This window comes from Rhodopseudomonas sp. BR0C11, from assembly GCF_010820945.1.
In the GTDB taxonomy this organism is placed as follows: Bacteria; Pseudomonadota; Alphaproteobacteria; order Rhizobiales; family Xanthobacteraceae; genus Rhodopseudomonas; species Rhodopseudomonas palustris_H.
This window is the reverse complement of the sequence record NZ_QTKI01000508.1, coordinates 1-3,058: the sequence shown is the minus strand read 5'-3', so window position 1 is coordinate 3,058 and position 3,058 is coordinate 1. Positions and strand designations below refer to the sequence as shown.

General features: G+C 66.4%; 5 protein-coding genes. 4 read left to right on the top strand and 1 reads right to left on the bottom strand.

Annotated elements, in window-relative coordinates; translation table 11 throughout:
• From DYI24_RS24255 to DYI24_RS24245, 3 genes are all read left to right on the top strand, one after another.
• Positions 1-366: DUF3828 domain-containing protein (locus DYI24_RS24255; RefSeq protein ID WP_164574138.1), on the top strand; the 366-nt coding region annotated here is incomplete at its 5' end.
• Between the two features lie 279 nt (positions 367-645).
• A complete protein-coding gene (locus tag DYI24_RS24250; protein WP_164574137.1) occupies positions 646-936 on the top strand; it encodes a GNAT family N-acetyltransferase in 291 nt (96 codons plus the stop codon).
• A 132-nt stretch (positions 937-1,068) separates the two neighbouring features.
• Positions 1,069-1,476, top strand: coding sequence for a PaaI family thioesterase (locus tag DYI24_RS24245; RefSeq protein ID WP_107344732.1), 408 nt, complete (start codon positions 1,069-1,071; stop codon positions 1,474-1,476).
• A gap of 68 nt (positions 1,477-1,544) precedes the next feature.
• On the opposite strand, the gene DYI24_RS24240 is transcribed toward DYI24_RS24245, so the two are convergent.
• Complete coding sequence (locus DYI24_RS24240; protein ID WP_164574136.1) at positions 1,545-1,955, bottom strand: DUF3597 domain-containing protein; 411 nt, start codon at positions 1,953-1,955, stop codon at positions 1,545-1,547.
• A gap of 356 nt (positions 1,956-2,311) precedes the next feature.
• On the opposite strand from DYI24_RS24240, the gene DYI24_RS24235 reads away from it, so the two are divergent.
• The coding region (locus tag DYI24_RS24235) for a DUF2189 domain-containing protein (RefSeq protein WP_164574135.1) at positions 2,312-3,058 on the top strand (747 nt) is incomplete at its 3' end.

Genomic DNA, 3,058 nt, shown 5'->3' with positions numbered 1-3,058 from the left:
GCCTTCGTCAACAACGCCAAGGAGCGCGGCAAGTATCTGTCGAAGTCTCTGGCGGCGCTGTGGACCAAGGCCGAAGCCAAGGTACCACAAGGCGAGATCGGGCCGATCGATTTCGATCCGGTGAGCAATTCGCAGGACCCAGACATCAAATCGTTCGTCATCAAGACCGAGAGCCAGGACGATGCCCGCGCGACGCTGGCGGTGGCGCTGATCGGCAGTCAGTCGCGCAAGGTCGCCGCCGACGGCGTGATCCGTTACGAGCTGGTGCGCGACGGCACATCATGGCGGATCGACGACATCCGCGGCCGCGTCGACGGTCAGGCGTGGTCGGTGCGGCAGATGCTCGAGGCGTCGCTGAAGAACTAATCGAAGCTGCCGGCGTTGCCGCTCCGCGCCATGACGATCGTGGTGCGGTGATGCACGCGCTTCACGCGCTTAAGGCCACCGCCTCCGGGATTGTCCGGGTTGCGCGGCGCAGCGCGGTGTGGCCTTACCCTCCACACCATCCATCGTGGCCTGCGTCGCAACGACGCCGCGCTTGCCACCTCGCCGTCCCCTTGATTTCAACGGGGTCGGCATCACCTTGACAGCCAACGGCACACTGGCTCCTGCCGGCGCGCCGGACATTGAACACGAGGAGACGCTATGAGCGGGACCACAGCCGCGGCCAACGTGCGCGACAACAAGGCGCTGAACCGCTTCGAACTCGACGCCCATGGCGAGATTGCGTTCGCGAATTATCGCCGCACCGGCGGCCGCGTCGTCATCACCCACACCGAGACGCCGCCGCCGCTGCGCGGCCGCGGCATCGCCTCCAATCTGGTGCGCGGCGCCCTCGATCTGATCCGCGCCGAAGGTGCCAAGGTCAGCGCCGGCTGCGGCTTCGTCGCCGACTATCTCGACGCTCACCCGGAATACGCCGACCTCACCGCGTGAGGACTTGGCCGGACCGTTTACTACGGCCGGGCGATTGCCCGCCGCCGCGTGCTGTGGCATCGGTTCCACCGCGCGCGGCCCGCCGGTCCATCCTGTGATCTCCTGCGGCCGCGCTCCGCGCAGGAGCCGCCAATGACCGTGTCACCGCCGCCGGGCTTTCAACCGTTCGCCGTTCAGGACGGCTATATCGGCACCAACGGCCCGTATTACTGGCGGCAGAGTGGCGACAGCCAGCCGGAGTTCGGCTTCCTCAGCGACGATCGCCACGGCAATCCCAACGGCGTGCTGCACGGCGGTGCGCTGCTCGGCTTCCTCGACACCATTCTGGGATTCTCGGTCGTGCTCGCAGGGCAGCGGCGCTGCGCGACGGTGTCGCTCGACAGCCGCTTCATCGCCACCATCGAGCCGGGCGGCTGGATCACCGGCCGCACCACGATGAAGAAGCTGTCGCGCAGCCTCGCCTTCATCGACGCCGAAGCACTCGCCGGTGACAAGCTGCTGGTGACCACAAGCGCTGTGTTCAGGATCTTCGAGTCATAAAGCATCCGGCGCGGCCATGCCGTGCCGCAAGTGAGCGGCACGGCCGACCATCCAAGATGCCGTGTGGATCAGTGCTTGATCTCGGGCGGCAGCTTGCCGCCGTTGGCGACCAGCTTGCTCATCACCTGCTTGTGCAGCCAGATGTTCATCGACGCCGAGTCATTCATATCGCCGCTATAGCCGAGCTCCTTGGCGAGCTCCTTGCGGGCCGACAGGCTGGAGTCGATATCGAGCGCCTTCATCAGGTCGACGATCGAAGTCCGCCATTCCAGCTTCTCGCCTTTGGCTTTGACCGCCTTATCGAGGATCGGTGCGACGTCGACCGACGGTGCGGCCGTCGGCTGCGGTGCAGTCGGCGCCGGCGCGGTGCCTGCGCCAGCGGTCGTCGCCGGAGCCGGCGCTGGCGCGGCTGCGCCACTTGGCGCCGCAGCGGCGCTGTCGCCGAAAATCGCGCTCATGATCTTCCCGAAAATGCTCATGCTGTCTCCCCCTGTTGCGATGCCACGCATCGTCCGCATCAACAGCGCTGACGCCATCTGGGTTCCGCGCGCGGATCACTGCAGAGCGTACCAGCAGAATTGAGCAAACGTGTAGTGACCAAAATCTCCTCGCACTGCAGCATCGAAAGCTCACCAAAGCTTGAGCAACGACTGCTGATAAGCGGCGTTAGGATACCTTCACAGGTCGCGGCAAGCTCGGGTCACAGGACCAGTTCGTTCGTTGCTCTCGCGTCTGGCTCCTTCTGATCGTTCGTCTCCGCGTAAGAAGCGCCCGGCCCGCCGTCATGGCGTAACGGCCGGTGATCACCACTGTCGAACATGGGAGGACGCTACGCATGGCTACGACCTATTCTTCTGCTCCGTCCGCCATCGCTGCGGACGAGGCCACCCCCGCAGTCCACCGCATCGGCTTTGCCGATCTCGGCGCCGCGCTCCGGCAAGGCTGGGAGGACTTCAAGGCGGTGCCGAGCCACGCCGTGATGCTGGTGCTGATCTATCCGGTGCTGGGCCTGGTGCTGGCGCGGCTGGTGCAAGGCTACGCGGTGCTGCCGCTGCTGTTTCCCCTCGCTGCCGGCTTCGCGCTGCTCGGCCCGTTCGCCGCGCTCGGTCTGTATGAGCTGAGCCGGCGCCGCGAACTTGGTGAACCGGCCTTCGCATCGGATGCCTTGGCGGTGCTGCGGTCACCATCGCTCGGCGCAATGCTAGGCTTCGGCGCGATCCTGCTGGCACTGTTTCTGGTGTGGCTGGCGGCGGCGCAGGCTATCTACGTCGCGCTGTTCGGCTATGCCCCGGCGGCTGCTATCCCCGACTTCGCCCGGCGCGTGTTGAGCACGCCGGAGGGGTGGAGCCTGATCCTGGTCGGCTGCGGCGTCGGCTTCCTGTTCGCCCTGGCGGCGCTGTGCCTCAGTGTGGTGGCGTTCCCGATGATGCTGGACCGGCATGCCGGGATCGGCGATGCCATGGCCACTTCCCTCCGGGTGGTCGCGGTCAACCCGCTGCCGATCGCCGCCTGGGGCATCATCGTCGCGCTGCTGCTGGTGGCGGGCTCCGTGCCTGCCTTCCTCGGGCTCGCCGTGGTGAAC